The organism is Methylobacterium sp. V23, from assembly GCF_002917135.1.
Lineage (GTDB): Bacteria > Pseudomonadota > Alphaproteobacteria > Rhizobiales > Beijerinckiaceae > Methylobacterium.
Genome location: NZ_PDHT01000025.1, coordinates 1 through 26,481, shown reverse-complemented (window position 1 = coordinate 26,481; position 26,481 = coordinate 1). Strand labels below are relative to the sequence as shown.

General features: G+C 66.3%; 21 protein-coding genes. 16 read left to right on the top strand and 5 right to left on the bottom strand.

All coding sequences use genetic code 11. The features are described 5' to 3' along the window. Positions 1–21: 21 nt before the first annotated feature. Together CRT23_RS29250 and CRT23_RS20275 are read left to right on the top strand one after the other, a co-directional pair. The gene (locus CRT23_RS29250; RefSeq protein ID WP_245436433.1) at positions 22–1,077 is read left to right on the top strand and encodes an AraC family transcriptional regulator; all 1,056 of its coding nucleotides are present in this window, start codon (positions 22–24) and stop codon (positions 1,075–1,077) included. Positions 1,078–1,314: 237 nt separating this feature from the next. Next, positions 1,315–2,481 (top strand): adenylate/guanylate cyclase domain-containing protein, encoded by a 1,167-nt coding sequence (locus tag CRT23_RS20275; protein WP_245436440.1) that lies wholly within the window; start codon positions 1,315–1,317, stop codon positions 2,479–2,481. Positions 2,482–2,598: 117 nt separating this feature from the next. On the opposite strand, the gene CRT23_RS20270 is transcribed toward CRT23_RS20275, so the two are convergent. The 3 genes from CRT23_RS20270 to CRT23_RS20260 form a co-directional block, all read right to left on the bottom strand. Next, positions 2,599–2,799, bottom strand: coding sequence for a hypothetical protein (locus CRT23_RS20270; protein ID WP_055957159.1), 201 nt, complete (start codon positions 2,797–2,799; stop codon positions 2,599–2,601). A 256-nt stretch (positions 2,800–3,055) separates the two neighbouring features. Then, a complete protein-coding gene (locus CRT23_RS20265) occupies positions 3,056–4,372 on the bottom strand; it encodes a hypothetical protein (RefSeq protein WP_103711508.1) in 1,317 nt (438 codons plus the stop codon). Positions 4,373–4,583: 211 nt separating this feature from the next. Continuing rightward, positions 4,584–5,036 (bottom strand): hypothetical protein, encoded by a 453-nt coding sequence (locus CRT23_RS20260; RefSeq protein ID WP_103711507.1) that lies wholly within the window; start codon positions 5,034–5,036, stop codon positions 4,584–4,586. A gap of 239 nt (positions 5,037–5,275) precedes the next feature. On the opposite strand from CRT23_RS20260, the gene CRT23_RS20255 reads away from it, so the two are divergent. Genes CRT23_RS20255 through CRT23_RS20245 form a run of 3 tightly spaced genes read left to right on the top strand, consistent with a single transcriptional unit; the run spans position 5,276 to position 8,761 of the window. Beyond that, complete coding sequence (locus CRT23_RS20255; RefSeq protein ID WP_181017403.1) at positions 5,276–7,186, top strand: CHASE3 domain-containing protein; 1,911 nt, start codon at positions 5,276–5,278, stop codon at positions 7,184–7,186. Then, positions 7,152–7,577 carry a response regulator gene (locus tag CRT23_RS20250; protein WP_103711505.1) on the top strand — a complete coding sequence of 142 codons (426 nt, stop codon included), beginning with the start codon at positions 7,152–7,154 and terminating at the stop codon, positions 7,575–7,577. The genes CRT23_RS20255 and CRT23_RS20250 overlap by 35 nt, the downstream gene beginning before the upstream one ends. 23 nt (positions 7,578–7,600) lie before the next feature. Next, positions 7,601–8,761, top strand: coding sequence for a hybrid sensor histidine kinase/response regulator (locus tag CRT23_RS20245; protein WP_103711504.1), 1,161 nt, complete (start codon positions 7,601–7,603; stop codon positions 8,759–8,761). Positions 8,762–8,805: 44 nt separating this feature from the next. On the opposite strand, the gene CRT23_RS20240 is transcribed toward CRT23_RS20245, so the two are convergent. Both CRT23_RS20240 and gntA read right to left on the bottom strand, forming a co-directional pair. After that, a complete protein-coding gene (locus tag CRT23_RS20240) occupies positions 8,806–9,804 on the bottom strand; it encodes an SDR family oxidoreductase (RefSeq protein ID WP_103711503.1) in 999 nt (332 codons plus the stop codon). A 97-nt stretch (positions 9,805–9,901) separates the two neighbouring features. Continuing rightward, complete coding sequence (gene gntA / locus CRT23_RS20235) at positions 9,902–10,606, bottom strand: guanitoxin biosynthesis heme-dependent pre-guanitoxin N-hydroxylase GntA (protein WP_103711502.1); 705 nt, start codon at positions 10,604–10,606, stop codon at positions 9,902–9,904. A gap of 306 nt (positions 10,607–10,912) precedes the next feature. On the opposite strand from gntA, the gene CRT23_RS20230 reads away from it, so the two are divergent. The 11 genes from CRT23_RS20230 to CRT23_RS27905 all read left to right on the top strand — a co-directional run bounded on the left by CRT23_RS20230 (position 10,913) and on the right by CRT23_RS27905 (position 25,485). Continuing rightward, a complete protein-coding gene (locus tag CRT23_RS20230; RefSeq protein ID WP_103711501.1) occupies positions 10,913–11,923 on the top strand; it encodes an HWE histidine kinase domain-containing protein in 1,011 nt (336 codons plus the stop codon). 52 nt (positions 11,924–11,975) lie between these two features. Continuing rightward, positions 11,976–12,239, top strand: a complete 264-nt coding sequence (locus tag CRT23_RS20225) for a hypothetical protein (RefSeq protein WP_103711500.1) — start codon at positions 11,976–11,978, stop codon at positions 12,237–12,239. 45 nt (positions 12,240–12,284) lie between these two features. Further along, the gene (locus tag CRT23_RS20220; protein WP_245436431.1) at positions 12,285–12,953 is read left to right on the top strand and encodes a sigma-70 family RNA polymerase sigma factor; all 669 of its coding nucleotides are present in this window, start codon (positions 12,285–12,287) and stop codon (positions 12,951–12,953) included. A gap of 154 nt (positions 12,954–13,107) precedes the next feature. After that, positions 13,108–13,428: a hypothetical protein gene (locus tag CRT23_RS20215; RefSeq protein WP_103711496.1), complete on the top strand. Its 321-nt coding sequence runs from the start codon at positions 13,108–13,110 to the stop codon at positions 13,426–13,428. A 71-nt stretch (positions 13,429–13,499) separates the two neighbouring features. Continuing rightward, complete coding sequence (locus CRT23_RS20210; RefSeq protein ID WP_245436429.1) at positions 13,500–14,411, top strand: hypothetical protein; 912 nt, start codon at positions 13,500–13,502, stop codon at positions 14,409–14,411. Between the two features lie 226 nt (positions 14,412–14,637). Further along, positions 14,638–15,816 (top strand): zinc-dependent alcohol dehydrogenase, encoded by a 1,179-nt coding sequence (locus tag CRT23_RS20205; RefSeq protein ID WP_103711494.1) that lies wholly within the window; start codon positions 14,638–14,640, stop codon positions 15,814–15,816. Between the two features lie 183 nt (positions 15,817–15,999). Further along, positions 16,000–19,533 (top strand): PAS domain-containing protein, encoded by a 3,534-nt coding sequence (locus CRT23_RS20200; RefSeq protein ID WP_181017402.1) that lies wholly within the window; start codon positions 16,000–16,002, stop codon positions 19,531–19,533. 123 nt (positions 19,534–19,656) lie between these two features. Next, entirely contained in the window at positions 19,657–21,393 is a 1,737-nt protein-coding gene (locus CRT23_RS20195) for an HWE histidine kinase domain-containing protein (protein ID WP_103711490.1), read from the top strand. A gap of 431 nt (positions 21,394–21,824) precedes the next feature. Next, entirely contained in the window at positions 21,825–23,297 is a 1,473-nt protein-coding gene (locus tag CRT23_RS20190; protein WP_103711488.1) for a PAS domain-containing methyl-accepting chemotaxis protein, read from the top strand. Positions 23,298–23,372: 75 nt separating this feature from the next. Further along, a complete protein-coding gene (locus CRT23_RS20185; RefSeq protein WP_103711486.1) occupies positions 23,373–25,163 on the top strand; it encodes an EAL domain-containing protein in 1,791 nt (596 codons plus the stop codon). Between the two features lies 1 nt (position 25,164). Next, a complete protein-coding gene (locus tag CRT23_RS27905) occupies positions 25,165–25,485 on the top strand; it encodes a hypothetical protein (protein WP_146056436.1) in 321 nt (106 codons plus the stop codon). Positions 25,486–26,481 lie beyond the last annotated feature (996 nt).

The following is a 26,481-nucleotide window of genomic DNA, read 5'->3' as shown; positions in this document are numbered from 1 at the left end:
AGGTCTGGTGTGGAGACGAGGATGCATCGGCCAGCCGACACCCCTGCGGTCCGGATCGCGATCCCGCCGCTGCTACGCAGCCGGCGGCCCGCCCCGGAGCCGGGCCTGCGCCCGCGCACGGTCGAACCCAAGCGTGAGCCCCGCTCCGACCCGGTCCGAACGACCCGTTCGCCGGATCCGCAAACGGACGGCATCGTGGTCTCGGACCTCCGCGCGGGTGGACGCCCGGCGGCACCGCAGCCGCAGCGCTACGGCGCCGGCTTGCTGATCCTGGTGCAGCTGGCGGATGACGGAGGCTGGCCGGCGGGCGGTTGCTTCCGCCCCGCCCCCGAGCGCGTCTGCACCAGTTCCGTGACGCTCCTCGATCACCGCAACAGGCCCGCGGCCGCCGAGCGGGGCGGCGCGGTCCAGATCTGGCTGTCGCGCCGGCTCCTCGCCGAGGTGACCGAGAGCATGGGCCTCGGGAACATCGATCCGCTCGCGGCCCTGAAGCCGGTCGACGGCAAGGTCCTGGTCGACCCCACGATCCACGACCTCGCTGCCAGCGCCGCCGCCACCCTCGATCGGCCGGACCGCGGCGCGGCCGTCTTTCGCCTGCAGATCGGCCGGGCCATCGGGGCGCATCTGATCGGCCTCCATGCCGATCCGGGCCTCCATGCTCATCCGGGCTTCCATGCCGCCCCGGGCCTCGCCGCCGAGCCTGCCCGGGGCGGGCTCGCCCCCTGGCAGCTGCGCCGCGCCCAGGACCGCCTGCGCGCCGAGCTGGGCGACACGCCGAGCCTGCAGACCGTCGCGGCGGAGTGCGGCCTCTCCGTCAGCCACTTCGCCCGGGCGTTCCGCCAATCCCTCGGCGTGTCGCCCCATGCCTGGCTCGTCCGGCAGCGCATTGCCCGGGCCAAGATCCTCATGCGCGGGCCCGGCCCGTCGCTGGCCGAGATTGCGCTCGCCTGCGGGTTCGCCGACCAGAGCCACTTCACCCGCGTCTTCGTCCGCGAGGAGGGCATGAGCCCCGGCCGCTGGCGTCGGATGGTCGAGCCGCAGGAGCCGGGCGCGGATCGCCGAGATGTCTCGGCGTGACCGTGTTTCGACACGACCCTGCATCGGCGTCACGGCGTCTCGTCGTGACGGCGACTTGTCCTGGAAAGCGCCCTGGCGCGAGCGGGGCTGCGGCCCCATGATCGCGGAACCACCGGCCGGTCCCGGCGCGGCGTGCCCGGTCCGGACGGCGACAGCAGGCAGCGAGGCGCGGACATGAACAGTCCCCTGCATCAGGACGAGACGCGCCGGTTCGCGCGGGCGCAGCTGCGCGGAGAGATGCTCGATTGGCTCCTCGCCGGAACCCGGGGGGAGCGCTTCCTCGACGATATCTTCGTGGCGTTCTGCCGGCGCCTGCGCGAGGCCGGGATCCCGGTGGCGCGGGGCACGATCCACCTGCGGACGCATCATCCCCTCTGGCTCGGAACCCGCATCCTCTGGCGCACCGGCGCGGCAGCCGCCGAGATGCAGAATTTCGAGTACGGCATCGTCGACACCGACCAGTTCAAGCTCAGCCCGGCCGCCGAGATCTTCAACGGTGCGGAGCGGGTCCGGAAGCGCCTGGAAGAGCCGGCGCAGCCGGCGACCGATTACGGGATCTACCGCGACCTGCGCGCGGAGGGCCTGACCGACTACGTCGCCTGGCCCCTGCACTACACCCTCGGCAAGAGCCACATCATCTCGTTCTCGGCCGATCGGCCCGGCGGGTTCGAGCCCGACGACCTCGATTTGCTGGCCTCGCTCCTGCCGGCTCTGTCGGTGGTGACGGAGGTCCGGCACAAGAACCGCCTGACCCGCCTGCTCCTCGACACCTATGTCGGTCCGCATGCCAGCGAGATGATCCTCAACGGGGCGACCCGGCGCGGCAGCGGCGTCACCGTGGAGGCCGCCATCATGGTCATCGACCTGCGCGGCTTCACCGAGATCTCCGAGCTCTGGCCGCGCGACGATGTGATCTCCCTGCTGAACGACTACTTCGACGCGATCTCCCTGCCGATCGAGCGGCACGGGGGCGAAATCCTGAAGTTCATGGGCGACGGCCTGCTGGCGATCTTCCACCTCGATACGCCGGCCGCCTGCACCGCCGCGCAATCCGCCGCCCTGGAGGCGCGGGCCGCCATGCGGGCGCTGAACATCGCGCGGGCCGAGCGCGGACAGCCGCGCCTCGGCTACGGCATCGGCGTCAATGTCGGCGCGGTGATGTACGGCAATATCGGCTCGCGCTCGCGCCTCGACTTCACGATCATCGGGCCGGCCGTGAACGTGGCGGCCCGGCTGGAGAGCCTGACCAAGGTCCTCGACGTCAGCGTGCTGTTCTCGGGCGCCTTCGCGGCCCGCTCCAGCGACGGACACCAGCTCGTGCCCCTCGGGACCTTTCCCCTGCGCGGCATCGGCGATCCCCTGGAGGTGCTGGCCTTTCCGGACGACGCCGAGGCCGATGCGTGACGCCGCGGCCCGTTCGCGGAAGCCGAGCGGTCTCCGGGAAGACACGGACGCGGGAACGAGAAAGGCCAGCCTCGCGGCTGGCCTTCGGAATCATCGAAGCGGGATCGAGGCCGCTGCTTATTCCGCGGCGGTCATCTCGGGCGAGAAGTGGCCGCACCAGTCGGCCGAGCCGACCACCGGCCACAGGCCGTGATCCGACGGGCCCGGCTGGTTCACGGGCGGGTTGAAGCGGCACAGGCCCTCGTCAGCGGCCGCGGCGGCGCCGTTGACCTTGTGCTCGTCGAAGAACTTGCAGCTCTCGCACTTCGCGTTCGCCATGTCGGTCATCTCCATCCTGGGCGGCTCAGCGCCGTTCCTACTTACGAATTAGAACAGATCCAATGTAGGCGTCAACCGTTTTGTCGCGGGACGGTTCTCCGCTGCCAGGGGAAGTGAAATTTGGCGTCCGCGCCGGGAAAGGTAGGATTTGTGGAACTGAAAGTTGGCTTCAAGGCCGATCCAGGACCGGCGCCCTTCGCTTAAGCAGGGATGGGGATCGGCAACCTTGGGCCGGCAGTGAGGCAACTCGGAGCCACTACTCGCGTGCCAGCACGCTGTTCTCCTCCTCAATGTCCTGAAGGATTCCATCCGAGACTTCGTCTGCCGCTTCCTTTCTCACAAGGCTTGCGTAGGCGAACCGGACATCGGTGACGTGTTTAGTGGCGACTTCGAGCGCCCATCTCGCCACCGATGGCGTCAGCACCCGGTCCGCCCATGGTGCCGGCGCTGGCCTGAGGTTCAATCCGCGGCCTAGGAGATACCTCACATGCTCGTTGGGATCTCGTGCCTCCGGGGAAATCTGCTCTGCATCGCCGACCGAGTGAACCAGGGCATTACGGAGCTCGAACAGCGCCGCGGTGTCCGCCTTGTCGCCAGCTTCCCGTGTCCAGGCTTCGCCGAACGTCTCGACGCTCAAGCTATTCAGGGAATCGGCTATCCGAGACTTCTCGGTGAAATCCTTTTTGGGTCGGTTCTGCGGTAAGGCCGGATGACCGGAATCCTGCTTGTGAAAGAGCTTCCAGGCAGTCTCAAAGGCTTCCAGGGCACAGGCCGCCTGAAGGATCGCGGAAGCGGGCGCCTCGGTGCCGTGCACGTCGATTTCGGCGAACTGGACCATCTTCCTTGCCGAAGCGAGAGCCCGGGCCGTCCAGTTGGGATAGGCGAGCAGGCGGTGGGCGCCGTCCTCGATCCGCCAAGAGTAGAAAGTCCGGAGCTCCTCATGCCCGGTCTCCGGAGGCATCATCAACAAATCGAGGCCCCAGGCGCCGCGTGACAGGTACGGGCTCGCGGCCAGGGTCGAGCCCTTCCGGAACACCTTCACGAGGTACTCGCCCGGCATCTCATCGGCGAGACCGCAGCATTGGAGGTAGGGGGCGCGCTTGCCGCATGGGCAGTATCTCAGCGAACGGGAGGCGGAGCACTTCGTGCTGGCCTCCATGAGCCGTTCCGCCTTCGCCTGCGAAACACCGTCCTTCAGGTCGTGGGCGAGGGAGGCGGCCTCAGCCGCCAGTTCACGGCCTTTCACACCCTGCTCGGCGGCGACGTAGACCTCCGCGGCCAGCAGCTTGGCGGCCATGCGGCCTGTGCGGTCGCCTGCGAGATCCGCGACGTGCAGGGCCTTGCGCATATAGGCAATCGCGGTGCCGATCTCGCGGCTGGCCAGGAAGTAACGGGCCAGGGGTATGTAATCGACCGCGACGTCGCGCTGAGCGCCATTGAGCCGCTTCAATTCCGCCGCCAGTAGGTGGAGGCGGGCTGCCTCATCCGAAACGGTGCCGTCCGGTCTGGCCGGGAGCGACAGGGCGCTCTCAGTCAGCTTGCCGGCGCGCTCGCAGGCGTTTCGGTCAACCATTGCGTGGAATGCCGCGGGTGACGTGTCTTCGAGGCGTTCCGCCCCGAACCACCCCTTTGAGAAGAGGTGACGCGGGTCCGCCGGAGGAAGCACCGGAACGAAGGAGCTTGGTGCGCGCGGAGCAGCCGGTCCGGTAGCTTCATTCTCAAGGTATGGCGCCATGGTCCCTTCGGCTCCCCTCGTCGGAAAGCTCAAAAGGCCACGGATCGCCTTAGAAACCGTTGATGTAAGGATACGTCGCCCGGTCTGGGGCCTCGGTGCTTTGTTCGTTGACCCACCTTCGTGTCAGGGGGTGCAGGTTGGCCTTGAAGCTATTCCAGGATCTCTCGGGGTAGACATCCCCCTCGGTCAAGGCACCCATCGCCTTGACCCATTCCAACAACTTCGGAGACGCTCTTTCACGGAAGGCTTCCAACCAGGCCTTGGCCTCTTCCCGCACGGCCAGTTGCTCCTCGGGGCTCATCCCGGGAAATCCCGACATCTTGTATGGAGTCAGGCCGACGGGTTCCACCTCGGGCGTGACAGGCTCCTCAGGAAGCCCCTTACCTTGCTTGAGCATGGCGAGGGTTGTTCTAGGTTCCCTGCGGAAACGGCCGCTTCCGACGACGGTGGGAAGCGGCCGTCCGTCGCTCGCTTCGGTCTTCACAATCGAATCGTCCGTCATGGCAGGCCCCTTCCGAGAGGATCATGCTCCGGGGGGACCGTGCATAGGACAAGCGTCCCGAACAGACGACCTCTGGCCCAAGTGCGGATGCTGCCCTTCCGTCCGTTCGGTACTTGATGCCGGGCGGGGATGACGAAGGCAGCCGGAAAGTACCGGGAACCGCCCCAAGCGGATGCGCCGCCTTCCGTGATATCGACACCACTCATCCCTTTCACGAACATCGCGGAGCCGTCCCTGGCATGAAGAAGACGATTGGGCTCAACCGCTCGCTCGGGAGCGCCATCGGCATCATCGCCCTTGTGGCGGTGCTGGGCAGCGGCGCGGTCCTGGCCTCGCTGGGCCAGCTTCAGACGGCCATTGAAGCGCGCGGCCGTTCGAACCTCATCATCCGCGCACTCGACGCCTTCCGGGTCTCGATGCTGAACCAAGAGACCGGCCTGCGCGGGTACCTGCTCACCGGTCGCGAGGACAGCCTCGAACCCTATCGCATCGGCAAGCCGGCCTTCGAGGAAGCTTCCGAGCGGCTCCATACGTTGATCGGCGACGATCCCATGCGCCAGGGATGGCTCGCGGAGGCCGAGAAGGCCGCCCGGGCCTGGCAGGCCGAGGTCGGCGAGCCGACGATGCGCGGCATGGCCGACCCGGCCACCCGCGCGGAGGCGGTCCGCATCGAGGGCAGCGGCACGGGCAAGGCCTACTTCGATGCCTTCCGCACGAAGCTGGCCGCCATCCAGGCTGAGGAGGAGCGCCTGCTTGAGACCCATGGCGAGCGTCTTGCCCACGCCCGTCGCCTCGCCGGCATAGTCTCCTGGGTCGGCACCCTGCTCACGCTCGTGATCTGTGCCGGCATCGGCATCGCCATCCGTCGCAGGATCGTCGCCCCGTTGCTGCGTCTCGCGGAGGCGATGCGTCGCTTGGCCCGGCGGGATCTCACCACCGAGGTCCCGGGCACCCATCAGCGCGACGAGGTCGGAGCGATGGCGCGGGCGGTGCAGGTCTTCAAGGAAGGGCTGATCGAGCTCGACCGAACCTCGCTGCTGCGCGCGACCGCCGACACCCTCCCAGCCATGGTCGGCTATGTCGATGCCGAGCGGCGGGTCGGCTTCCTCAACGGCGAATTCGAGCGCTGGTTCGACCTGCAAGTCGAGGATGTCTCCCAGGTCGATGGCCGCCCCCTGGCGCAGGTCTTCGCAAACGAGCCCTTCCCGGGCACCGGCCGCGAGTTGGAGACAGCCTTCGCCGGGAGCGAGACCCGCTTCGAGCATCGCCTCGCCCGACGCGGCGCGGACCGGCGGGTCGTGGAAGGGTTCTATCGGCCTCACTTCGGACCCGATGGAACGGTACTTGGCGTCGTCACGCTCCTGACCGACATCACCGAGCGCAAGGCCCTGGAACGGCGCCTCGCCCTGCATGCCCGCGACCTTCGGCGGACCAACGAGGAACTGGAGCAATTTGCCTACGTGGCCTCCCACGACCTGAAGGCCCCCTTGCGCGGCATCGAGAACCTCGTGACATGGATCGAGGAGGATTTGGAAGAGGTCCTTACGGCCGACACACGGACCAACATGGATCTCCTGAAGAGCCGGGTGCGGCGTCTGGAAAGTCTCCTCGACGACCTGTTGGCGTACTCGCGGGCGGGCCGGGGCGACGTCGCGACCGAGCCGGTGGACACGAAGGCGCTGGTCGAGGAGCTCGCCGGCCTCGTCAGTCCGCCCGAGGGCTTCGTCATCGTAGCTGGCGATGGGTTGCCGACGCTGGATGCCGCCAAGGCGCCGCTTACCCAGGCGCTGCAGAACCTCATCGGCAACGCGATCAAGCACCACGACCGTCCGGCCGATGGGCATGTCTGGGTGGATGCGGCACCTGCCGACGGTATGGTAGAGTTCACCGTGACCGACGATGGCACTGGCATTCCCGAGCAATTTCGTGAACGGGTGTTCGGCATGTTCCAGACGCTGAAGCCCCGCGACGAGGTCGAGGGCAGCGGCATGGGGCTTGCCATCGTCAAGAAGCTGGTCGAGCGCCAGGGTGGCAAGGTTTGGCTCGGCGAGGGCCGTGACGGCCGTGGCCTCGCGGTCCATTTCACCTGGCCCAATGGTACGAAGGAAACCGCCGATGGCACCGACCGTGAACCTGCTGCTGGTCGATGATGACGAGGTCGACGTCCAGGGCCTGAAGCGCGCCTTCAACAAGAGCAAGATCGCCAACCCCATCACGGTGGCGCGCGACGGCATCGAGGCTCTGGAGATCCTGCGCGGCGAGAACGGTCGAGCCAAGCTCCCCAAGCCGCACCTGATCCTGCTCGACCTCAACATGCCGCGCATGAACGGCATCGAGTTCCTAGAGGCCTTGCGGGCCGACGAGGACCTGAAGAGCGCACTCGTTTTCATGGTCACCACCTCGAAGGCCGAGGAGGACAAGGCGCGCGCCTACGGGCATCATGTCGCCGGCTACATCGTCAAGCAGGACCCGGCCAACACCTTCATGCAGGCGGTGTCGCTGCTGGAGCACTACTGGAAGATCGTCGAGTTCCCCGAGTAGCCCTGACCGGAAACGACACGACGATGCCGACGCGCATCCTCCTCATCGACGACGACCAGGTCGACCGCGCGGCCGTGCGCCGGGCGCTGGCGAAGTCCGGCCTGACGCACGAGCTGACCGAGGCGCCGGATGGCACCACCGGCCTGCGGTTGGCGCAGGGCCATGCGTTCGACTGCGTCCTACTCGATTACCGCCTGCCCGACGTTGACACCTTCGAGCTCCTGGCCACGCTCCTGTCCCCGGCCGGGGGCAGTCAGGCCGTGCTGATGCTGACGGGCGAGGACGACCCGGACGTCGCCTTCAAGCTGATGCGGGCCGGGGCGCTCGATTACCTGTCCAAGGTCGAGGCGACGCCGTCGAGCCTGGCGCGGGCGATCCGCTACGCCAAGGCGCGACGCGAGTTCCTGGCCGAGCTGAGCACGGCGCGGCGCGAGGCGGAGGCCAAGTCGCAGGAGCTCGACACCCTGAACCAGCAGAAGTCGCTACTGTTCTCCATCATCGCTCACGACCTCCGCAATCCGTTCCAGGCGCTCCTCGGCCTGTCGAACGTGCTGAGCCAAGCGGTGGCCGAACGCGATCACGCCACCGTCGAACGGCGAGCCAAGGGCATCCAGGAAGCGGCGAGCCGAGCCTACGGTCTGATGGAGAGCCTGTTCGCCTGGGCCAGCCTGCAGATGGACACGGTGACGGTGACGCTGGCCGACGTCGACCTTGGAGAGGTCGCGGACGAGGTCCTGAAGGGGGCGTCCGAGAACGCAGCGGGCAAGGGCCTGACCCTCAAGGCGGATTGCGCCGGGCTACGCGTACGGGCCCATCGCGACATGCTCGCGGCGGTCCTGCGCAACCTCGTGAGCAACGCCGTGAAGTTCACCTTGCCGGGAGGCACCGTTGCTATAGCGGGGCGGCGTCATGGCGAGGGCGTCGAGGTCTCGATCTCGGACACCGGGGTCGGCATGGCGGCCGACAAGGTCGCCGACCTGTTCCGGCTCGACCGGCGCACTACGACGAACGGCACCGCAGGCGAGCGCGGCAGCGGGCTTGGCCTGTTGCTGTGCCGTGACCTCGTCGAGCGACAGGGCGGCAATCTCGGGGCCGAGAGCCATCCCGGACAGGGAACCACGTTTCGCTTCACCCTCCCCGAAGCGGTTGCGAAGGATCGGCACCTCGCACTTGTCATGAGTTGAGGCTCGACGTCACCGCGGGCGATGGCAACGACGCCGAGGCAAACTCAAAGCTGACGCTTGGCGCGCTTGCCTCCGAGGAACAGGGCCGCTGAGGCGGCCAGGCCAATAGCGACCGCCGTCGTCGTCAACGGGTGCAGGGTCGCCCGCGTGTAGGCACTCGTGCGCATGACGTAGATCGGCGGGTCCCCACGCTCCTTGCCGGCATGTGCAGGCGCGTGAAGCGCGCCTAAGGGATTCCGGGGAGGCTCGGCCCGCTTCTGCAGGGCGATGATGGCGGGCGCCAACTCGTCGTAGGCGCCAGGCGCGAATTCCTTGCCCATGACGAACGCCTTGCCGCCGCCGCCTACGAAGATGTCCCGCTGCGGGTGCACGGCGGCGTGCAGGATGGCGTTGGCGACTTCGCCCGGCGGGTAGATCGGCGGCGGCAACGTCGGCTCACGGTCCATGTAGTTGCGCGCGCGCTGCGGCAACGGCGTGTCGATGGAGGCGGGCTTCACCAAGGTGACCGAGACCGGTGCGCCCTCGGCGATCATCTCCATGCGCAGGGTGTCGGTGAACCCCTTCACCGCGTGTTTCGATGTGGCGTAGAGGCCCTGAAACGGGAAGGCGAGATCCGAGGCGATGCTGCCCACGTTAATCAGGGCGCCGCCTTGCTTGCGCAGGTGCTCGACCGCCACCAGCGAGCCGTTCACCGTTCCCCAGAGGTTCGTCTGGATCAAGCGCTCGTGGTCGGTGTAAGCGATCTCGCTCAAGGGACCGTAGACGGTGAGGCCCGCCACGTTCACCCAGGTGTCGAAGCCGCCGAAGCTCGCCCGCGCCTCGTCGGCTATCGCCTGCACGTCCTCAAGCCGGCCGACGTCCGCGACCACCTGGACTGCCCGAGGACCGATTTCAGCGACGATCTCGGTGAGCACGTCCCCACTGCGGACGGCTAGCACGACCCTGGCACCGCGCCTCGCGGCCATTCGGGCGGTGGCGAGGCCGATGCCACTCGATGCACCGGTGATGACGATGACCTGCTCGGCCAGTGGCTTGTGTCGCATTCTCACTCCGCCCCCATGCTGCCCCCCTACGGAGGGGCCACGGGGGTACGCGCGACGGATGGATACGTTGCCGGACCCATCACGCGGTAACGCCAATTCAGCGAACGTCCAGCCCATCTCCGGTCGCGGTGCGGGGCCGGAACGGACAGCGCCATGCCTCATCCACGACGCGACCGCTGTACTGGCGCGCCTCGGACACCTCGCCGTGGCGTGCCAGCATCGGGTTGATGGAGCCGGCCAGGGCCTCGTCCCGCTGCAGGATGGAGGAGCGCAGCTTTTCGTAGCGGCCGGCCTCGCGCAGTTCCTCGAACTGGGCGTGCAGGTTGAACACCAGCGCCGGGGACGAGAACCGCCGGGCCGGCCGGCTCGCGTTCGGGTGCAGGCCGACCACGAAGAACGCCTCTCGCGCGAAGCTCAGGGAGAAGTGCGGGCTGTCCGGCTCGGCCGCCACCCGCTCGTCCACGGGATGTCCGAGCCAGGCATCTTTGTCGGAGAGGGACTGCACCCGCTCCCAGAGGTGACGCTCGAATCCTTCCTCGTCGAGGGCACCCGGCCCCTCGAACACCACCGCGAAGCTTTGGAACACGTCGGGCTGCCGGCGGTAGCGCGCGGCGAAGGCGAGGAGCGCCGGGTAGATCCGCATGTCGTCCCAGGCCGAGGTGAGGTCCCGGGCGACGAGGATCCGCATCTGCCCCTTGGACAGGGCCGACTTGGCGCCGACGCACGGGAACCCGGCATCACGGATAAATTCCCGGAAGGCTTCTGCCTTGGGATGATGTCGATCGTCTCGGGGAAACTGCATAGGAACTCGGCACACGCGACGACAGGAGGTCCGCCTAGCCCTCAGGGGCCGTTGCGGGACTCGGCAACGGCAAGGGCCGGAGGTCGTTCCGGGGCTTGGCTGACACGAGGCGCTTACCCACAGAATACAGGCCCCTTGGACGCGCGGCATGACGGGCTTGAGCACGGAAGCCGCTCAAGCCGCGCCCCCAAGCGTACTTAAGCACGGCCGGAAACCACCCGAGCCGCCAAGGATTGACGGCTGGGCTAGACGTGGGGACCAGGGCACGGTGCCTGGACTGCCTCCTGGTTCCGGGAGGGACGCGCCTTGGACGAATCTGATGACGCGGATACGGGCCGGCCCGATCTCGGGGTCCTCTTCGCCGCAGTCGAGGCGTCCGGCGAGGCCATTCTCATCACCTCCGCCGAGCTCGACGAGCCGGGAGCCCGCATCGAGTACGTGAACCCGGCCTTCACGCGCATGACCGGCTATGCGGCGCCCGAAGTCCTGGGCCGCACCCCGCGGTTGCTCCAGGGACCGAAGACCGAACGCGCCGTGATCGAGCGCATGCGCACCGCCCTCAGGGCCGGCGAGGGTTTCCAGGGCGAGGCGCTCAACTACCGTAAGGACGGTACAACCTCCATGGTCGAGTGGCTGATCACGCCGGTCCGCGAAACGGACAACCGCATCACGCGCTGGATCTCGGCGCAACGCGACGTCACCGAACGGCGCGCGTCCGAGGACCGACAGGGGCTTATGGTGCGCGAGCTCCACCATCGGGTGAAGAACACGCTGGCAACGGTCCAGGCCGTGCTGAATGCGACCGTGCGTTCCTCGACCTCCATCGCCGGCTTCAGCCGCGCCTTTTCGGGTCGGATCGCCTCGCTCGCCAAGACGCACGCTCTGATCACCGAGGACGTCGACCAGGTCGTCTCCTTCGAGGGCCTGCTGCGGGCCGAGCTCGACCCTTACGACGAACGGGGATGCCTCACGCTGCAGGGTCCCTCCGTCATCCTGCCCTCGGAGCTTGCGGTACCGGTCGGCATGGCGCTGCACGAGCTCACGACCAACGCCCTCCTACACGGTGCCCTCGGGCATCGGGATGGCCACCTTGAGGTAACGTGGAGGATCGATGAAGGGCCGGGTGGCCCGGTCCTGGACTGGATATGGAACGAGCATGGGGGCCCGCCTGTCCCGCCGCCGACCCGAGAAGGGTTCGGCTCGCGCCTGCTCCGGAAGGTGCTCACCACCCAAGCGGAGGCGAAGGTCGATGTGGCCTTCGATCCGGAGGGGTTGCGGGTTTCCATACGCATCCCGCTGAAGCCATCGACCCCATAGATCCCTCGCTTATCGCGAAAACAGATCCAATGGGGGTGGAGGACATGGCCGAGTGGACCATCTCAGTCAAACGGTGCGCGATGTCATCGCCCTGGCGGTCGCCTACCGACCTGGCGCTATCATCGAGGCCGAACAGGTCGTCGACACCTATCTCATGACTTTCCGAGGATACAGAAGCCGCGCCGCCGCCATCGAATGCCTGCGAGCCGAGCTTGCCCTTCCGGCACATCGTACGCTCAACAGGGGCGGTCTGTTCGAGCAGATCGAACGACATCTTGGCAAACGTCATCGGGAGGCGGCCCGCCTCTTCCAGTGACGTCAAACCGACTCCATTCCGGGCAACGACCGAGCCATGACCTTGATGCCTTCGACGACTATGTCCTCCCTGGCTGATGCCGGACAGGAGGATCCCGTTTTATCCCTTGAGGTCCGCGAGCACCTCGGGACCCAGCTTCGCGCTCTCTATGGCTCGCTCGACGCATTCGGCGCCTCCGGGCCCCTCCATGCGCTCATGGAGCGCCTGGACGCAGCCCTCGCCGCCTACGGCGAGACACTCACCGCCGAAGTGCGGGCTGGGATGGCGGAGCAGATGCCGGGCCTGATGCGGTTCGCCCTGTCGCTCACCAAGGACCGCTCCCGCGCCGAGGATCTCGTCCAGGAAACCCTCATGCGCGCATGGCGCAGCCGCCACACCTACGAGGCAGGGACCAACGTCGCCGGCTGGCTGACCATGATCCTGCGCAACACCTTCTACTCGCATCACCGGAAGCGGAGCCACGAGGTCGAGGACCCCGACGAGGCGTATGCGGCAGCCCTCAGCATCGCACCGCCCCAGGAAGACCGCCTCCACCTGCAGGACATGCACGTCGCCATGGGCCAACTCCCGCCGGAGCAGCGCGAGACGCTGGTGCTGATCGTGCTGAACAACCTCAGCTACGAGGAGGCGGCGCTGGCAATGGGCTGCAAGGTCGGGACGGTAAAAAGCCGGATGTCGCGCGCGCGGGAGCGATTGTCCGAGATCCTCGGATAGGGTTTTCCGAAGTTACACCCTTCACCGTACCATGCCGGCGAATCCTACCGGACCGACTGGGCGGCGGCAGGTACGGCGCTCGCAAACCGAGCTCTCCAAATTCTGAACCCTTCCCGAGCCGGCGGCGTTTGGCTCCGCGCAACGGAGAACGTGAATGCCCGACACCGGTCTCGCCTCGGCCTTGTTTCCCTCCCTGAACGCGGCCCGCTCGGCCAAGCAGCGGCTCGTCAGCGGCGGCTTCGCCCGCAACAGCATCGACATCGAGCGGCAAGGTGACGACTTCGAAGTCCTCATCCACGTTCGCGACGAGCATCGTGAGCGCGCGGAGGGCCTGCTCGCCCGCTCCCCGGGCACGCACGCGCTGTACGAGACGGGCGGCCAGGCCGTGAGCGCCTTCCAGGACAATCGCCTCATCGCGCTCGGCCTCGCGGGCTTGGCGGGCCTGGCCGTGTTCAGCCTGCTGCGGCGCCAGTGACCTGCGCTTCGGCCTCTGGCGGCCGTCGTCCCTTGGCGTAGGCATCGCCGCGACGGAGGGCTTTGGCGCACATGGAACGGCCCGGCATCATCATCGGCATCCACGGGTTGGCCAACAAGCCGCCGGTCGATGAAAAGACGCGTTGGTGGAAGGCCGCCATCGCGGAAGGGCTGGCGCGGAACGAGGATCTGGCAGACGCCGAATTCGCCTTCGAATTCGTGTATTGGGCCGACCTCCGCTACGAGATGCCGCTCGCGAGCGATGCCCTGGACGAGCCGTATCGGCCGTATGGTGGGGCGGGAGCGCTGCCAAGCGAGGAGGATGCGCCCAAGCTGACCGGTCCGGACGTCCTGGGGATCGTCTACGAAAGCATCGACCGGATCGAGGAGGCGACGGGTGTCACGCTCATCGACGACCTTATTCTGGAGCATCGCTTCGACGACCTCTGGCACTACCACGTCGAGCAGGGGTTCGCGCGTCAGGTAAGGTCCCGCCTGATCGAACGGCTCGAAGCGTTCCGTGACCGCCGCATCCTGCTCGTGGCGCACTCGATGGGATCGGTCATCGCCTACGACGTGCTCCGCCTTCTTGAGCGTGAGGCACCGAGTTTGAGGGTCGAGCACCTGGTCACGGTCGGCTCCCCGCTCGGATTGGCGAAGGTGAAGCTCAAGATCGAAGCCGAGTGCGGCGTCGCCCGGGTGCCGAACAACATCCGGCACTGGACCAACCTGGCGGACGGGAACGACATCGTGGCTGTCACCGGGGCCCTGGCCGAAGACTTCGTGCCAAGCGACGCCGGGATCGAGGTCGTCGACCACCGGGTCGTGAATGACTACCGCCGGCCCACGGGCGAGCCCAACCACCACAAGTCCTACGGTTACCTACGCACACCCGAGTTCTCGCGCATCGCGGCCGGGTTCGTCATCCCGGCGGCTTGGCGAGCCTGCGACGCGCCGGTCGCTGGGGCGACCCTCACCCCCTAGGCTTCAGTCGCAGGCCCCGTTCGGCCGCTTCGTCGTCCAACACATTGAGTTGCGCAAAGGTCGCATCGTGGCACGAGCGTGAGCGCCTCCACGTACGTGGGTCGGGCATTCCCCCTTACGCACCCCCGGATCGCGTGCTCCCGGGAACCATCGGTGCCGACCCGGCGTACGCCGCTGGCAGGTCCTTCCATTCGGCGGGACGCCGTCCCGCGGGAGAACGACACGCATGAAGGCCCTCACCTGGCAGAGCAGGGGCAAGATCTCCTGCGAGACCGTTCCCGACCCGAAGATCGAGCATGGCCGTGACGTCATCATCAAGGTGACCGCTTGCGCGATTTGTGGCTCCGACCTCCACCTGATGGGCGGCTTCATGCCCACCATGGAATGCGGGGACATCCTCGGCCACGAGACGATGGGCGAGGTCATCGAGGTCGGTCGCGACAACCAGAAGCTCAAGGTCGGCGACCGCATCGTGGTGCCCTTCACCATCTGCTGCGGCGAATGCCGGCAGTGCAAGTGGGGCAACTGGAGCTGCTGCGAGCGGACCAACCCGAACGGCGCCATGCAGGCGAAGGTCTTCGGCTATCCGCTCGCCGGCCTGTTCGGCTTCTCGCACCTCACGGGCGGCATCCCAGGCGGCCAGGCCGAGTACCTGCGGGTGCCCTATGCCGACGTCGGCCCCATCGTCGTCCCTGAGGGCTTAACCGACGAGCAGGTGCTGTTCCTGAGCGACATCTTCCCGACGGCCTACCAGGCCGCCGAGCACTGCGACATCGGCCCTGAGGACACCATCGCGATCTGGGGCTGCGGGCCCGTCGGCGTGCTCGCAGTCAAGTGCTGCCTGATGCTGGGGGCCAAGCGCGTCATCGCCATCGACAGCGTGCCCGAGCGCCTCGCCCTCGCCCGGGAAGCCGGCGCCGAGACCATCGATTTGTCGAAGGAGAACATCCAGGACACCCTGATGGAGATGACCCACGGGCTCGGGCCGGACTCGGTCATCGAGGCGGTGGGCATGGAGTCCCACGGGGCCGACACCACCCTGCAGAAGGTGTCCTCCGCCATCATGGAGCACACCGTCAGCCTGGAGCGTCCCTTCGCCTTGAACCAGGCGATCCTGGCCTGCCGTCCGGGCGGAAACGTCTCGATGCCAGGCGTGTTCGCGGGGCCGGTCGGTCCCGTGGCCCTCGGCATCCTGATGAACAAGGGCCTGACCTTGAAGACCGGCCAGACCCACATGGTGCGCTACATGAAGCCGCTGATGGAGCGCATCCAGAACGGCGACATCGATCCGTCCTTCATCATCAGCCACCGCTCCACCAACCTGGAGGATGGCCCGGCCCTCTACGAGATGTTCCGGGACAAGAAGGACAACTGCACCAAGGTCGTGTTCAAGCCGCACGGCTGAACCTGAGTCCAGCCATCTGACGACGTCCGCCTCGACGCTCGCCATCGGCGTCGAGGCGGAGTGACGGGCGATCTTGTGGCTATATTCACGGCGGATATGACGCCCTGCGGGCGACGTGCCATCCTCTGCGGAGCGCCTATCCGCCCGGTTGCACCTTTGCCGTATTGCGGCGTTAGTCCCCCGATGACTCCCCTCGCTCCTCCCGATGCGGTGATCACCGCTCCAGGTCGCCTGGCCGCCCTGGCCGGCTACGACATCCTCGACACGGCCCCGGAGAAGGGCTTCGACGACATCGTCGTGCTCGCCCGCAATGCCTGCGATACGCCCGTGGCACTCGTCAGCCTCGTCGCCGCGGACCGACAATGGTTCAAGGCGCGGGTCGGTTTCGCACCGCGCGAGACGGACCTGAACTCCTTGGTCTGCGCTCACGTGCTCGTCGAGCCGGACCTGCTGGTCATCCCAGACCTCGCCGCCGACCCCCGCACGCGCGAGAACCCGCTCGTCACGGGCGAGCCGCACATCCGCTTCTACGCCGGTGCGCCGTTGCGCACCCCGGCGGGCGAGGTGCTTGGCAGCCTGTGCGTGATCGATGGCACCCCCCGCCCCGAAGGTTTGACACCGACGCAAGCGGAGTCGCTGCGTGCGCTTGCGGGCCAGGTCGTCGACCAGATGGAGCTGCGTCGCTCCGTTCGGAGCCAACGCCGGATGCTGGACCAGCGCGAGGCCGTGATCCAGGCGCAGATCTCCGTCGCCGAGGCGCGTGGGGACATCGACATGATCCTCGACACCCTACTGGCCGGGGCGATGGAAGCCGTCCCGCAGGCGGAAGGTGGCGTCATCGCGTTGCGCGAAGGCGACGAGCTGGTCCGCTCCGTCTGCAAGGGCAGGTCGGGGGAAGGTGCCGGCTCGCGCACGTCGCTGGAGGGCAACCTTGCCGGCATCTGCCTCTCGGCGAACGAACCGCTCCTCGTAGCGGACGCGCTCGCGGACCCTCGGATAAGCCGAGAACGGGCTGAGGTCCAGGGCTTGCGTTCCGGCATCGTGGTGCCGGTGGTGCGCGCGGGCGAGCCGGTCGGTGTGCTCAAACTTCAATCGAGCAGGCCCGGAGCCTTCTCGCAAGCCGACTTGCGCCTCGCCCAGGTCTTTGCTGGGACCGTGTCCGCGGGTCTCGCCGAAGCGGGGGAGGCGAAGGCCCTCAGGGAGGCGCGTGCGAGCGAGCGGCGTCGACGCGCGATCTTCGAGAGCGCCCGCGACTACGCCATCGTGGTGCTGGACCTCGACGGCAACGTCACCGACTGGAACGAGGGCGCCACCGAGATCCTCGGCTGGACGCCCGAGGAAATGCTTGGAAAGCCCGCAGACGTCTTCTTCACGCCCGAGGACCGCGAGGCCGGCATCCCCGCATTGGAGATGCACAGCGCCTTGACCGAGGAGCGAGGGATCGACGAGCGCTGGCACCTGCGAAAGGGCGACGGCCTGTTCTGGGCATCCGGCGAGATGATGGCCCTACGCGACGAAGACGGCGCCGCCATCGGCTTCGTGAAGATCCTGCGCGACCGAACCGAGCAGCGCGAGGCCGGGGTAGCGCTGGAGCGGAGCGAGATGCGCTTTCGCTCGCTCGTCGAGGTCAGCCCGCAGGTGGTTTGGTTCGGAGACGCCTCAGGCGGCATCACCTACTGTAGCACCTACTGGTACGACTACACTGGCCTGCCGCCCGGGGAGGTCGGCGAGGCGAGCTGGATGGGGGTGATCCATCCCGACCATCGCGACAGGGTACGCGATGCCTGGCTTGCCGCGGCCAGGACCCAAGGTGCCTACGAGGTCGAGTTCCCGCTGCGCCGGGCCGACGGCGAGTACCGCTGGTTCCTCTCGCGCGGGCAGCCGCTCCGCGACGAGGACGGCCGCACTTTGAGCTGGTTCGGCATCTCCCTCGACATCCATGAGCGCATGGAGGCAGAGCGGCGCTTCCAGGCGCTCACCCACCTGTCGCCGGCCATCATCTGGTTCGGCAACCCGGATGGAAGCCTGAGCTACCTCAACGACCGCTGGTACGAGTACACAGGGCAGACGCCGGAGCAGGCGCTGCCCCTTGGCTGGGCCGATGCCATCCATCCCGATGACCTTGCGCCCTTGCGGCGGACCTGGGACGACGCCCGTTCGCGTGGCGTCCTCTACGACACCGAGGCGCGCCTGCGTGGCCGCGACGGCGCCTATCGCTGGTTCCTGATGCGGGCCGAGCCGCTGCGAGACGAGGACGGCCGCATCGTCGGCTGGCTCGGCAGCGACAGCGACATCCACGACAGGAAGGCTACCGAGGTGGCGCTCCATGGTGCGCAGGAGCAGCTGCGCCTGGCCGTGGAGGCCACGAACCTCGGCATCTTCGACTACGACCTCGTCACGGGCGAGCTGGTCTGGGATGCGCGCCTGTGCGCCCTCTTTGGCCTGGCTGCCGATGCGCCGGTGACCTACGACACCTTCCTGGCCGGATTGCACCCGGACGACCGGGCGTGGGTGGATGCGACCGTGAAGGCCACGCTCGATCCCGCCGGCGATAGCTCCTACGACATCGTCTACCGAACCGTGGGGCTGGAGGACGGCATCGAGCGCTGGGTAGCGGCAAAGGGACAAACCTTCGTCGAGGGTGGACGCACCGTGCGCTTCATCGGCACCGGGCGGGACATCACGACCACGCGCCGGGCCGAGCAGGGTCTGCGCGAGACGGAGGAACGCTACCGGCTGGCTGCACGGGCCACCAACGACGCCATCTGGGATTGGGACCTGGCGAGCGACCACATCCGATGGAACGAGGCCGTGCAGACCCTCTTCGGCTACGCCGGGGATGAGGTCGGTCCGAGCGGCTCCTGGTGGAAGTCGCACATCCACCAGGATGACCGCGAGCGCGTGAAGGCCGGTATCTACGCGGTCATCGACGGGGGTGCCGAGCGCTGGACCGACGAGTACCGCTTCCTGCGGGCGGACGGCTCCTACGCCTACATCCTCGACCGCGGCTACGTCATCCGGGATACCGAAGGTCGGGCGAAGCGCATGATCGGCGCCATGCTCGACATCTCCGAGCGCAAGAAGGCGGAGGAGCACCAGCGGCTGCTCACCGGCGAGTTGCAGCATCGAGTGAAGAACACGCTCACCCTGGTTCAGGCGATTGCCAGCCAGACGATGCGGGGATCGACCGACGTCAATGCCATGCGCGAGGCCTTCGCGTCCCGGCTGATCTCGCTCGGACGAGCGCATGACATCCTGACCCAGGCAAGCTGGACGGCTGCGCCCATCGAGGATGTCGTCGACGGGTCGCTCGGCGTGCACAGACAAGCCGGTCCCTGCCGCATCCGTACGAGCGGTCCCGGCGTGCTCCTGGCAGCCAAGCCGGCCTTGTCGCTTGCCTTGGCCCTACATGAGCTCGCGACGAACGCGGCCAAGTACGGGTCGCTCTCCAACGAGACGGGGACCGTGGACCTACGCTGGCACGTGGTTCACGAGGGAAACGACCCTCGCTTTTGCCTGACATGGGCTGAGCAAGGCGGCCCGCCCATCCTGGCACAGCCATCGCGAAAAGGTTTTGGCTCGCGCCTGATCGAGCGCAGCTTCGCCGCCGAGGTCGGGGGCGAGGTCAAGCTTACCTACTCTCCGACCGGACTCGTTTGCCGTCTGGAGGCGGCGCTCTCGTCGATGCAGGAGCAGCGTGATGCCGATGCGGCTTGACGCACTCCCAACAGGCGACCGGGATGCCACGGCTCTTGGGTGGAACTTCCGAGCCGCCTATCTTTGGTTCCGTACTCTTCCTTGCCGGCGGCGAGAGAGCCAAGGATTAGGGCTGATCGCCTCATGCCGCTGACCAATCGGATCATGGGGCTCGTCGCGCTCGCGCTCGCGCCCGCCCTCGTCATACAAGCCTACAACGAGTACGCGCTTCGCTCCGCGCGCAGCGAGGCCGTGCGCGGCGAGGCTATGCGCGCCGCCCGCAGCGTTGCCGCCGACCTCGGCCAGTTCGGGCGTGGCACGCGCCAGGTGCTCGGCATCCTCGCGGAGGTGCCGGAGATCCGCGACAAGGACCCGGATACCTGCACGTCCTACCTCAAGACCCTGCTGGGCAAGGTGCCGGGTGCCTTCTTCTTCGGGGTGGCCGACGGGGACGGAAGCATCGTCTGCAACACACTAGGCACGGCGCGCGGGGCCTACTCCCTGGCCGACCGGGGCTACTTCCAGGACGCGATGCGCACGGGTGGGTATGCCATCGGGGAGTTCGTGACAGGGCGGATCACCGGCACACCGACGCTACAGCTCGCCCAGGCCATACCGGGAGCCGGAGGTCGTCCTGCAGGTATCGTGCTGGCAAGCATCGACCTGACCTACCTCGCCGAGCATCAGAGGCGGGCCGGCCTGCCGCCGGATGCCACGCTCACCGTCACCGACCGGAACGGCACCATCCTGGTCCGCTTACCGGACCATGCCGAGTGGGTCGGCAAGCGCTCGCCGCCCGAGTTCTGGTCGGCTGTGACGTCGAACCGAGGCAAGGTCATCGACCTGCCCGGCCTGCGCGGAAACCTGCGCATCACCGGCATCGCGGCCGCGACACCTGACGACCTAGATTCCGTGACCGTCGCCGTCGGACTCCTGCCTGCCACCGCCTTCGCCGACATCGACGCGGCGACGCAGCGTGGGGTCACCCTGATCGTCCTGGGTGCCCTCCTTGCCTTCATGGCGGCCCTCCTGGCGGGGCGCACCTTCATCCGCAAGCCCGTGCGGAGCCTTCTCAGCGCCGCCGCGGCTTGGCGGACCGGGGACCTCGGCGCCCGGAGCGGCATCTCTGGTCCGGGCGAGTTCGGCCAACTCGGGGAAGCCTTCGACGCCATGGCGGCCTCGCTGCAGAGACACGAAGGCGAGTTGCGGGCCGAGATCTCGCGCAGCCACCTCCTGCAGGAACGGCAGACGATGATGCTGCATGAGCTTAACCACCGGGTCCGCAACACCCTGACCACGGTGCAGTCGCTCGCCCGGCAATCGCGCCGTACTGATGCGACCGGGGAGCGGCTGGAGGGGCGCATCATCTCGCTGTCGAAGACCCACGACCTGCTGTCGCGCGACGACTGGGCGGGCGCTTCCCTCCACACCGTACTGGAGAATGAGTTGGCGCCCTTTCGGGACGGGGATCACGACCGCTTCGCTCTTGACGGTCCCAGCATCGACCTTCCGCCACGGTACGTCCTGGCGCTCGGGATGACGCTGCACGAACTCACGACGAACGCGGCTAAGTACGGTGCGCTGTCCGTCGAGACTGGGCGCGTGGAGATCACGTGGCGCGTCACGGTAGGCGAGAGCGGCGCAAGGCGGATGACCATGGAATGGCGCGAGAGCGGCGGACCTGCGGTGACGGCGGCGCCCCGGCGCGGTTACGGCACCCGGCTGATCAATGGTGGCGTCAGCCATGAACTCGGGGGCGCGGTGCACCTCGACTTCCGGATCGAGGGCCTGACATGCACGATTGAAGTGCCCCTGGATGCGCAGGACCGTTTCACCTCTTTCCGGAATGTCGTAAGCAACGCTCCGCAGCCGGCGCCATGAACGCGGTCGATGGTTGAAGCACTGTGAACGCGGCTGTGACGGGTTACGGTCCCTAGTGGACCAAGTCTGACGCTTGGTACCCACTGCGAGGGTCCGCTACGGGTGGCAACCGGACCTTGATCCTCGATCCGGAAGCGGACGTTCGGCTTCGACCCGTGTCAGCTATTCAGAGCACACTGAGCACTTCCCAGAGCAGCCATTCGCCGGCGGCCCCACCACTTGGGTTCATGGTGGCGAGGGTACCGTGCCATCTGCCTAATTGCAGACCTTTAGCTTCACCCCCGGAATGAGAGCTTCGAGCAAGGTGCGACATTTTGGAGGGATTGCTCTGCTTCTCTCCCAACGTGAGGCAACTTTAACGCTTGTTTCAGGTCCCTCCGGTGAACTGTTTCGATCTATGAAGCCGATTTCACTCCTCGCTGGAAAAGCCCATGTCTCTGTTTCGGTCAGGGCTTCGTGCACTCACGGACGCCATCAATCGCTCCCGCGGCTGCCTTGATCTCGATCTGGACGGCACCATCCGCAATGCCAACGCCAATTTTCTCGCTCTCGTCGGCTACAGCCGGGAGGAGCTGATCGGCAAGGCGCACAGCGTCCTTACGCCAGCGGTCGAGCGTGACAGCGCGAAGGCTCAGGCTTTCTGGGCTGACCTTCGGACCGGCAAGCCGCAAACGCGCGAGTTCAAGCGTCTGACAAAGGACGGTCGCGAGATCTGGATCCTGGCTTCGTACAACCCTGTGCTTGGTCGCACCGGCAAGCCCGTCCGCATCGTTGTCTTCGCTTCCGACATCACAGCGCAGAAGGAACGCAGCATCGATACCAATGGTCAGGTCGCCGCCCTGCACCGCTCGCAGGCCGTTATCGCCTTCTCGCCAGACGGCACCATCCTCGATGCGAACACCAACTTCCTTTCAGCACTTGGCTACGAGCTGAACGAGATCGTCGGGCGCAAGCACAGCCTGTTCGTTCATCCCAGCGAACGGGACATGCCCGCATACCAAGCCTTCTGGCAGGCTCTTGGCCGGGGCGAGTACCAAGCGGGTGAGTTCTGCCGCATCGCCAAGGGCGGACGGGAGATCTTCATCCAGGCCACCTACAATCCGATCCGCGATGATGATGGGCGTCTGGTCAAGGTGGTGAAGTTCGCCACCGACGTGACGGCACAGGTTTACGAGCGTCGACACCGGGCCGAAAAGGCCCAAGCGATCAACGTCGACTTGAACGCGATCAGCGAGGCGGTTCACGGCGTGACCCGGCAGACGGTGGCTGCTGCAGGCACGGTGCATCAGGTCTCCGGCGACATTCATGCCGTTGCTTCGGGCGCTGAAGAGCTGTCGGCCTCCGTCTCCGAGATCAGCCAGCAGGTGCAGCACGCCTCGCAGATTGCGGGACAGGCGGTCGAGCAGGCCCAGGAGACCGGTGCGATCGTGGCGGGCCTGAGTGAACAGGCCATGCGCATCGGCGAGGTCGTAGCCCTGATCCAGGCGATTGCGAGCCAGACCAACCTGCTGGCGTTGAACGCCACCATTGAGGCGGCTCGCGCTGGTGAAGCAGGCCGCGGCTTTGCCGTCGTGGCTCAGGAGGTCAAGCAGCTCGCCGAGCAGACCAGCAAGGCGACGGCCCAGATCCGGCAGCAGATCGGTGCGACGCAAGGAGCAACCCAGCAGGCGGTGGACGCTATTGGTGCAATCCAGGGCACGATCCGTACACTCGATCAGGTCGCCGCTACGATCGCCTCGGCGGTCGAGGAACAGTCGGCCGTCACACACGCGATGTCGGCCTCGATGCAGACGGCTTCACGGGGCGCGAGCAGTCTTGCCGGTAGCATGGAGGCGATTGCTCAGGCAGCCGAGCAGGTCGACCGCTCGACGGCGAAAGTGCGCGAAGCCTCGGCAGTCGCCTGAGAATGTCGCGCGTATCATACCGGCGGATCGCAACTCTTGATGCGAACCTGGCTTCCTCCTTCCCGGAACTCGGTCATGTCGTCCCCTGATGAGGCCCAACAGGACGAAGCCGTGCGGCTCGCTGCTCTGCAGGAGCTGCGCTTACTGGATACGCCAGCAAGCGAGAGCTTTGATCGCATCACCCGGATGGCCAGCCAGCTCTTCGGCCTTCCGGGGGCGGCCGTCTCTCTGACCGACCACGACCGGCAATGGTTCAAGTCCCGCGTTGGTATCGATGTCGCTTCGATGCCGCGTGAGGGAGCGCCCTGTGCGGAGGTCACCGACACCCGCGACGTTCTCGTGCTCCCCGACATCGCACAGGACCCTGCGTACCGCGATAGCCCCCTGGCCCAGTCAGGCGCTCGCTTCTACGCAGGAGCCCCACTGCTCACCCAGAACGGATTGGCCATCGGCGCCCTCTGCGTCACAGGTGCCGAACCCCGGCAGTTCTCGGCTGCCGAGACAGCAACGCTGCGCGATATGGCTGCCATGGTGATGGCTCAGGTCGAGCTGCAGCATGCCCATGGCCGCATCGACCCCCTGACTGGCTTTCCCAATCGAACCCAGTTCGTCGAAGACCTGAACGATCTGGTTCTGACGGACCCAAACGGTTCGCAGCGTCTGGTCGTGTTCGTAGATCTGGCCTCCCCCGAGGAGCTCAGCCACACCGCACGGGTGATGGGCGCAAGTTTCCTCGACGAACTCGTCCGGGAAGCTGCAGGGGTCCTGCGCACCGCCCTGGGGCCGGCGCGTACCGCCTACATGATTGGGGCCAGCCAGATCGCGTTCCTGGCACCGCGGGACGTCGTCGAGGAGTCCTATATCGGCCTGCTCGCGTCGATGCTCGCTGCCATCCGAGCGAAGGCCAGTTCGCGCTTCGTCACCACGGTAGCGATCGGGCTAGCGCCCTTTACGCTCGGTGAGACGGAGCCCAGCGACGTTCTCCGGCTTGCGCATTGTGCCGCCGAAGACGCCCGCCTGACGGACACCAAGGTCAGCCTCTACTCCTCGACGCAGGACGCCCTGCAGCGACGCCGCTTCGACCTCCTGAACGGGTTCGGGCAGGCCTTGGAAGAGGTGTCACAACTGCATCTGGTGTTCCAGCCTCGCGTCGCCCTCGATACGGGGCTCTGCCTCGGCGCCGAGGCGCTCCTGCGCTGGACCCACCCAGAGCTTGGCAGCGTCTCGCCCGGCGAGTTCATCCCGCTGATCGAGCGCATGGCGCTCGCCAAGCCGACGACCACCTGGGTTCTCGATACAGCCTTGACCCAGCTCGCGAGCTGGCTGGCTGAAGGTATGGATCTCGTGCTCTCGGTGAACGTCTCGGCTGGTAACCTGAAGGAGGCGGACTTCGTCGATCGTGTGTTGGGCCTCCTGGCTCGACACAGTGTCCCAGCGCACCACCTTGAGCTTGAGGTGACGGAAAGCGCGGTCATGGAGGATGCAGGCCATGCCCTGGAGCAGCTCCAGCGGCTCTCGTCTGCCGGTATCCGCCTTGCCATCGACGATTTTGGGACTGGGTACAGCTCGCTTTCCTACCTCCAGGCGCTGCCTTTCGACGTCGTCAAGATCGATCGCTCCTTTATCGCCGGCTGTTCAGAGGGTGCTCGGCAGCGCAGCCTTGTGGCCACGATGATCACGCTGTCGCATGATCTCGGCTATCGCGTCGTAGCCGAAGGTATCGAGACGCAGGAAACAGCCGACTTGATCCTCGGCATGGGCTGCGACGAGAGCCAGGGGTACTTCTTCGGACGCCCGATGCAGGCCGAGGCGTTCAAGTCGTGGTATCAAGCCAATCGTACTCATTCGTCGAGCACTGCAGCGTAGCATGGCTGAAGTTCATTCGCTTCCCACACAGGCCGGTGGGCAGGCATTCACGCGTCTGACCGAAAAGCTGAAGTCTGCCTTCGAAGCTGGTGAAGATCTTGGTTCCCGAGCATCTCATATTCACGCGCTTGCTGAAACGCTGGAACGAACGCTGATCGATTTGGACCGCGAGGTTGAGGGTCTCAAAGCAACCTTATTGCCGAGCGAAGCGGATATGCTTCTACGCGGCTCAGGCCTTGAGGCCATGCGTGATCAGATCAAGAGGCTCATCTCGAACGCTCGTAGTTTCTCAAGCTCAGGGCCGGACAAACCGCCGGTTTGAGGGGATAGGCGAGACCGTGGATGTACCCGGTCACCGCCTGTGGATCTCACTGCGCGCACTCGCTCCGCCTCGTTCTGCATGAGCGGCATAGCTCGCCCGAGTTGGACCTCCCTCTGAAGTCCGGGAATTTAACAGGGGTAGGCCTGATCTACCGCCCCTTGTTAGGTAGCGCAACTAATCTCGACCCAACATCCAGTCGTGTGTGCTATGCCTAAGTGCAGGCTCGATCAAATCTTGCGCAGACTCAGCAGATAAACTGGCGCGAAATCATCCCACGAACACGTGATCGAACTTCATGGGCCCATTACCGTTTCGCGCGTTGCAATAGGTGGAATGCAGAATATTAATTTTATTCTATGTTAGTTTATATTGTAGAGGTGCAGTGCCCATCACGATTGGATAGGCGCAAACAGTTTTTCAAGTTTGCTATTCGCGTCGAAAACGAGGTTTTGGCTGTTACGGCAGTCAGCAACAAACTTCGACTGCATATTAGTATGATTTCCGCATGCTCCGTGGCTAAAAATCAAGATAATTACTCGAACATCAAGCCTTATGCTCCGTTGCTAATCTATGCTCCAGGCGACTAGTATCTTGACCCAATGGCTATTTGGCACGCGCCGACCCAGCGTGCCTGATGACCCAAGGCGGTGATTGGCATCACCGACGACCAAGGGGTGAATGTCACGCACTGCGTTCGCCAGTTCGAACGGATCACCGTTGTCGGTAAACCGATTGTATTCCCGACATCAGGAGTCGACCAATGTTAGCCAGAACTCGCCACCGAGCAGACCGGCAGATGTCGACCCAAGCTGGTCTTTCACATCGTTGTCGGCGCTTCCCGCAAGCACCCGTTCGCCGGCCTCATCGTAACCTCGGTGCGGGGTGAGAAGCAGGCACCATACCACGGCGGAGGAGCAATCCCTCGGCGACCCCCGAGGGCTCGTGTGCCATAAGGGGGCATGGCCCCTGAAATGTCCTCCGATAAGCCGAAGCGCG

Coding starts and splice junctions, on each gene's coding strand:
- CRT23_RS27905 (WP_146056436.1), top strand. CDS start 25,165: ATGGCTGAAGTTCATTCGCTTCCCACACAGGCCGGTGGGCAGGCATTC.
- CRT23_RS20220 (WP_245436431.1), top strand. CDS start 12,285: ATGCCTTCGACGACTATGTCCTCCCTGGCTGATGCCGGACAGGAGGAT.
- CRT23_RS20270 (WP_055957159.1), bottom strand. CDS start 2,799: ATGGCGAACGCGAAGTGCGAGAGCTGCAAGTTCTTCGACGAGCACAAG.
- gntA (WP_103711502.1), bottom strand. CDS start 10,606: ATGCAGTTTCCCCGAGACGATCGACATCATCCCAAGGCAGAAGCCTTC.
- CRT23_RS20250 (WP_103711505.1), top strand. CDS start 7,152: ATGGCACCGACCGTGAACCTGCTGCTGGTCGATGATGACGAGGTCGAC.
- CRT23_RS20255 (WP_181017403.1), top strand. CDS start 5,276: ATGAAGAAGACGATTGGGCTCAACCGCTCGCTCGGGAGCGCCATCGGC.
- CRT23_RS20210 (WP_245436429.1), top strand. CDS start 13,500: ATGGAACGGCCCGGCATCATCATCGGCATCCACGGGTTGGCCAACAAG.
- CRT23_RS20215 (WP_103711496.1), top strand. CDS start 13,108: ATGCCCGACACCGGTCTCGCCTCGGCCTTGTTTCCCTCCCTGAACGCG.
- CRT23_RS20275 (WP_245436440.1), top strand. CDS start 1,315: ATGCTCGATTGGCTCCTCGCCGGAACCCGGGGGGAGCGCTTCCTCGAC.
- CRT23_RS29250 (WP_245436433.1), top strand. CDS start 22: ATGCATCGGCCAGCCGACACCCCTGCGGTCCGGATCGCGATCCCGCCG.
- CRT23_RS20240 (WP_103711503.1), bottom strand. CDS start 9,804: ATGCGACACAAGCCACTGGCCGAGCAGGTCATCGTCATCACCGGTGCA.
- CRT23_RS20245 (WP_103711504.1), top strand. CDS start 7,601: ATGCCGACGCGCATCCTCCTCATCGACGACGACCAGGTCGACCGCGCG.
- CRT23_RS20190 (WP_103711488.1), top strand. CDS start 21,825: ATGTCTCTGTTTCGGTCAGGGCTTCGTGCACTCACGGACGCCATCAAT.
- CRT23_RS20200 (WP_181017402.1), top strand. CDS start 16,000: ATGACTCCCCTCGCTCCTCCCGATGCGGTGATCACCGCTCCAGGTCGC.
- CRT23_RS20265 (WP_103711508.1), bottom strand. CDS start 4,372: ATGGTTGACCGAAACGCCTGCGAGCGCGCCGGCAAGCTGACTGAGAGC.
- CRT23_RS20205 (WP_103711494.1), top strand. CDS start 14,638: ATGAAGGCCCTCACCTGGCAGAGCAGGGGCAAGATCTCCTGCGAGACC.
- CRT23_RS20260 (WP_103711507.1), bottom strand. CDS start 5,036: ATGACGGACGATTCGATTGTGAAGACCGAAGCGAGCGACGGACGGCCG.
- CRT23_RS20195 (WP_103711490.1), top strand. CDS start 19,657: ATGCCGCTGACCAATCGGATCATGGGGCTCGTCGCGCTCGCGCTCGCG.
- CRT23_RS20185 (WP_103711486.1), top strand. CDS start 23,373: ATGTCGTCCCCTGATGAGGCCCAACAGGACGAAGCCGTGCGGCTCGCT.